Genomic DNA, 6,180 nt, shown 5'->3' with positions numbered 1-6,180 from the left:
TTTATACTCCAACATTGATTGCGATTTTAAATAATTAATCAAATCTTTTTGTACCGAAACCTTAATGGTACGTGAGGAAAGATTTACATACATCTGTCCGTCATCGTCCATTATGTAGAACAGGAGTTCTGCATTTCCGGGATTATCTTTCACTATTGAACCAAACTCTGTGATAAACTCTTCGTCTATCGATGAAAGCGGTGCCTTGACGGTTATTCTTTCAATCACTCTCTCTTTCACATCCGGCAAAAGTTCAATGGTATTGATTTTAACTTCCCATTCATCCTGTTTCCATTGTTTCGGCTGACACTTGCCATGCATATATAAAAACATTCCTTCGCTGAAAAAGTTCTTCTTTTCCACCCAATCATTTCCAAAAAATGCAAATTCGGCAACTCCGGAATAGTCTTCCACCTTTGCAACGCCGTATGGTTTACCTGTTTTGGTATATCCCTCGCGCACTCCGGTCACTATACCGCCGAGTATCAAATCTCTGTTCTGCAATGGCGTCAAATCGGACAAATCTGCCATATGGACATTACATACATTCTCCAAAACAACAGCGTATTCATCCAACGGATGTGCAGAAAGGTATATTCCCACCAACTCACGTTCGCGGTTAAGACGTTCAAGGTCGCTCCACGATGCTGCCGGTACAATCTCAGGAGTTGCAATCTCTACAGCCATTTCTCCACCGAACAGAGAGTTAGTGGCAGCAGCCTTGTCTACCTGATATTTGTTTCCGTATCTTACAAGAATTTCCACGAAGGTTTCTTCCTTTGCATTTTTCACGAAGAAATCTTCACGCTTTATTCCCGAGAAGCTGTCAAATCCTCCTGCAAGAGCAAGATTTTCAATATTCTTTCTATTGCATGAAGACAGGTTCACACGCTGTACAAAGTCGAATATATTCTTGAATTCACCATTTTTCCTGCGTTCTTCAAGGATACTCTGTACAGCAGATTCTCCAACGCCTTTTATGGCACCCATACCGAAACGAATGTCGCCACGGCTGTTTACAGAGAATTTCAGCTCACTTTCGTTTACGTCAGGACCCAATACATTGATACCTGTAGCCTTACATTCGTCCATCAGTTTGGTGATTTCGGTGATGTTGGCAATATTTCGGCTCATTGTGGCAGCCATATACTCCGACGGATAGTTGGCCTTCAGATATGCAGTCTGATATGCTACCCATGAATAACAAGTGGCATGCGACTTGTTGAACGCATACGAAGCAAACTTTTCCCAGTCTGCCCAAATCTTCTCGAGCACCTGAGGATCGTGACCGTTCTTCTTTCCACCTTCGATAAACTTAGGTTTCATATGGTCCAGCTTGTCGCGGAGTTTCTTACCCATCGCCTTACGGAGAGCATCAGACTCACCTCGGGTAAAGTCGGCAAGCAGACGCGACAGCAACATGACCTGCTCCTGATACACCGTAATACCATAAGTATCCTTAAGGTACTTCTCCATGATAGGTATATCATACTCGATAGGCTTACGTCCATGCTTACGGTCGATAAAGTCCGGAATATAGTCCATAGGTCCCGGACGATAGAGGGCATTCATGGCGATAAGGTCCTCAAATGTTGAGGGTTCCAATTCGCGAAGATATTTCTGCATTCCGGCAGATTCAAACTGGAATGTTCCGATTGTTCGTCCGTCGCCATACAACTTATATGTGGCAGGGTCATCTATCGGTATCTCATCAATATTCAATATTATACCTTTGCTGTGCTTTATATTTTCTATAGCTTCCTTTATGATGGACAGTGTCTTCAGTCCGAGGAAGTCCATCTTGATAAGACCGGTATCTTCAATCACCGAACCTTCATACTGGGTAACAAGCATCTTCTCGCCCGTCTCCTTATCGTCAGCCGTACTTACCGGAACCCAGTCTGTGATATCGTCACGGCAAATGATTGTACCACAGGCATGTACACCGGTGTTACGCACGTTACCTTCAAGCATTTTGGCATACTTGATTGTATCTCTAAGGATAGGATCTGTAGAAACCTCTGCAGCCTGAAGTTCAGGAACGTAAGCTATCGCATTGGGAAGATTCAGTTTCTTATCCGGTATCTTGTCCGGCACAAGTTTACACAGTCTGTCCGATTCTGAAAGAGGAAGTTTCTGCACTCGCGCTACGTCCTTAATAGCCAGCTTAGTGGCCATAGTACCGTATGTAATGATATGAGCCACCTTTTCCTGTCCATATTTCTCTGTCACCCAGTTGAGGACACGTCCGCGTCCGTCATCATCGAAGTCCACATCGATATCGGGAAGGGAGATACGGTCCGGATTAAGGAAACGCTCAAACAGAAGGTCATATTTAATCGGGTCTATCTGTGTGATTCCCAAACAGTATGCTACAGCCGAACCTGCTGCGGAACCACGACCGGGACCGACAGATACATCAAGCTTATTTCTTGCTGCTGAGATAAAATCCTGTACGATAAGGAAGTAACCCGGAAAACCCATGGTTTTCATGATGTGCAGTTCGAACTTTATTCGTTCGCTAACTTCATCATCAAGAACTTCACCATAACGGCGGCGAGCACCATCGTATGCCAACTTTGCAAGATAGTCAGCTTCAAGCTTAATACGATACAATTTCTCGTAACCACCAAGCCTCTTGATTTTGGCATTTGCAGAAGCCTCATCCATTACCACATTTCCGTTCTCATCCTGCGTGAATTCATCAAACAGGTCTTTCTCGGTAAATTTCTGACGGTATTCTTCTTCTGTTCCGAAATCCTCTGGAATGGCAAACGTAGGCATGATAGGTGGATTGTCTATAGAATAGAATTCTACACTGTTGCAGATATCTACTGTATTAGACAATGCTTCAGGCACATCAGCAAAGATTTCATTCATCTCCTCTCGTGTCTTCATCCACTCCTGCTTGGTATAAAGCATACGGTTAGGGTCATCAAGGTCCTTTCCGGTACTTAAGCAGATAAGTCGGTCGTGAGCTTCGGCATTTTCCTCGTCCACAAAATGCACGTCGTTAGTACAAACCAACTTTACATTATATTTCTTTGAGTACTCTAACAGTTTTGCATTGACAACCTGCTGCAAAGGATATGCTTCATGGTTTGCTCTCTGCACAATTGCCTTATGACGCTGAAGTTCAAGATAATAGTCATCACCGAACAGATTCTTATACCAGCGAATAGCCTCTTCGGCTTCTTCAAGCTGTCCGGCTGTAATCTTCTTCGGAACCTCTCCACCAAGACATGCAGAACATACTATCAGTCCTTCATGATACTTCTCAAGTTCTGCACGGTCAGTACGCGGACGCATATAGAAACCTTCCGTCCATGCTTTGGACACAAGTTTTATAAGATTGTGATATCCTTTAAGATTCTTCGCAAGGACTACAAGGTGATAACCACTCTGGTCCTGCTTCCCGTCTTTCTTGTCAAGTCCGCGACGAGCAACATACATCTCACATCCTATGATAGGCTTGAAGAGTCTGTCCTGAGCAGCCTGCAACTGTTTTCTGCATTCAGCCAACTCCTCTTCCTGATTTTCAGATTCTGTTTCTCCCTTCTCGAGAGCAGCTATTTTCTTCTTCAAATCCTTTATCTCACCATTTGTTCCTCCGTTTTTCTTGTTTACATAGTTGAAAAACTCCTTGATACCGAACATGACACCATGGTCTGTAACGGCTATACCTCTCATTCCGTTGGCAATAGCCTTATCGACCAACTTGGGAATTGAAGCCTGTCCGTCAAGAATAGAATATTGGGTGTGAACATGTAGATGAACAAAATCCTGCATATCTTATATAAAAACTTTTTACTTCTTTAATTGGTTAAAATAAACATCAAGCAACTTCTTTGCTGCCGTAAACGATGTGGCCTGACCGTTCAGGACCTCTTTTTCCTTTATCTCAAGCATATCGGCTATCAACGGGTCCTGATAGAAACTGTCGCGAAGATGTTCGTTAATAGTTTCATACATCCAGTATTTGGCCTGTTCGTTTCTTCTGTAATCGAAATATCCGTTTTTCTTCACAAAGTCCACATAGGCATATACCATATCCCATATCTCCTTTACACCGATATTGTAGAATCCGGAATATGTAAGAACCTGTGGAGTCCATCCTGACTCAGGAGCCGGGAAAAGATGAAGTGCATTGCGGAAATGCGCAGCGGCAAGCTTGGCTTTCTCCACGTTATTACCGTCAGCCTTGTTGATGATGATTCCATCGGCCATTTCCATTATACCTCTCTTGATGCCCTGCAGTTCGTCGCCTGTTCCTGCAAGCTGTATCAGGAGGAAGAAATCCACCATGGAATGTACAGCTGTTTCACTCTGCCCTACTCCTACGGTTTCTACAAATATCTTATCAAATCCTGCAGCCTCGCACAGGATGATGGTTTCACGGGTTTTACGTGCTACTCCACCAAGCGAACCAGCCGAAGGACTGGGGCGTATGAAAGACTTTGGATGAACGGACAGTTTCTCCATTCTGGTCTTATCGCCCAAAATACTACCTTTGGAACGTTCGCTGCTCGGGTCAATAGCCAATACTGCAAGCTTGCCTCCCTTTTCTTCAAGAACATGGAGTCCGAAAACATCAATAGAAGTACTCTTACCGGCTCCCGGTACACCACTGATACCGACTCTTACCGAGTTTCCGGAATAAGGCAGACATTTTTCTATCACCTCCTGAGCCAAAACCTGATGCTCCGGCTTGACGCTTTCCACCAGAGTTACAGCACGGCTAAGCATCGTTATATCACCTTTTACTATACCTTCTACATACTCGCCTACCGAGAACTGACGTTTCTTCGGTCTGTTTCTGAGATTTATATAAGGATTAACAATCGAAGGCTGTTCCACCCCCTGATTGACAGTCAGTCCCTTATATTCTTCATTGTTTTCAGGATGTTCCATAATGGTATATTTTATTTGTTTATAACGTCTGCATTTATATGTACCGTTATCTTCGGTTTCTTTGGGTCATTTGTTATCAGAAGCACCCTCGGCTTACCTTTCGAACGCGACAGATTGTTTGCCAATACTGTCACTTTCATTTTTGCCGACTCGCCCGGCTTAATGACATGTCTGTTAAGTTTTACATTAAGAGCCATAGAAAATACCTGTAAGTCGAGTATCTCAAGATTTGATTTACCGGTATTTGTAATTATAACAGTCTGCATCTTCTTTTGTTTAGGTTTCAGTCCCGGATAATCAAGTGTAACTGCACTGATATCTGCCACCGGAGGATTCAGTTTCTGCTGTTCTGTATTGGATGAAAAGTCCGGCAAGAGAACTACCGATACAGGAATCTCATTTTCGCTGTTAACCTTGTCTCCCATAAACCTGGACAGATACACTGTGGTACGTGTGATACCAAGTTTAGGAAGTTTTTCTGTATCCAAAGTGACGGTTATCTTACCGTTTTTCTGCGAGCCTAACACTTCCGGTTCCGATTTTGCCGACAAATATGGAGGCAGATGCATCAGAACAGGGTTATACGCCTTGTTTGAAGTATTTGCCACAAGAATTTCAAACTGAGGTTTGTCACCTTTGTTGACATCATCAAACACAATTTCATCCTTATCAGTCCTTACCGCACCGAAACCGAACTTATGCGTATAGGCATAATCCTTAGGGTCGGCAGTCACTTCTCCGGAGAAATCCAGATACAGCGGTATATTAGAGGCATTGCAATACACTCCTACCTCTTTATAGAATTTTCCGATAGCTTCTGCATCGAACACAGCAGTAACCTCACCCTTTTCACCTACACCTATCGGCTTTTTGCTCCAGTCGGCCTTCATACATCCGCATGAAACAGTAACATTCGAAATAACCAAAGGCTTGTCACCGGTATTGGTGAATGCATACTTTACAGTGACCGGATTTCTCCATAATATATACCCTAAATCCTGTGATTTGGAATCGAATGATATCTGAGGCTGTGCGTTCAATACTGTAGCCACAAAGCCTAATATGCAGATAAGGAAAAATAATCTTTTCATCTTTTATAGTCTTTAATTTTATAGAAACCGTTTAAATACGGAAACAAAGATAGACAGAATTTTAATTCTTCACAAAAGTAGACTTGGAATAAATCATAACATAAAGAAAAAGTAACTTATAACAAAAACAAAAAAGACACCACAAGATATATTATTTAGATAATATTTATAAAAATAG

General features: G+C 42.8%; 3 protein-coding genes. All 3 read right to left on the bottom strand.

Features of this window, described 5'->3' with window-relative positions:
* Positions 1-3,789: DNA polymerase III subunit alpha (dnaE, locus tag QZ379_RS11665; protein ID WP_291564893.1), on the bottom strand; the 3,789-nt coding region annotated here is incomplete at its 3' end.
* An 18-nt stretch (positions 3,790-3,807) separates the two neighbouring features.
* Complete coding sequence (meaB, locus tag QZ379_RS11660; RefSeq protein WP_291564890.1) at positions 3,808-4,911, bottom strand: methylmalonyl Co-A mutase-associated GTPase MeaB; 1,104 nt, start codon at positions 4,909-4,911, stop codon at positions 3,808-3,810.
* Positions 4,912-4,922: 11 nt separating this feature from the next.
* Positions 4,923-6,002 carry a DUF1573 domain-containing protein gene (locus QZ379_RS11655; protein ID WP_291564888.1) on the bottom strand — a complete coding sequence of 360 codons (1,080 nt, stop codon included), beginning with the start codon at positions 6,000-6,002 and terminating at the stop codon, positions 4,923-4,925.
* Positions 6,003-6,180 lie beyond the last annotated feature (178 nt).

The sequence above is a fragment of the Bacteroides sp. genome, from assembly GCF_019417265.1.
GTDB lineage: Bacteria > Bacteroidota > Bacteroidia > Bacteroidales > Bacteroidaceae > Phocaeicola.
Note: the sequence above shows the minus strand (reverse complement) of the source record. Positions and strands in the feature narration are given on the sequence as shown.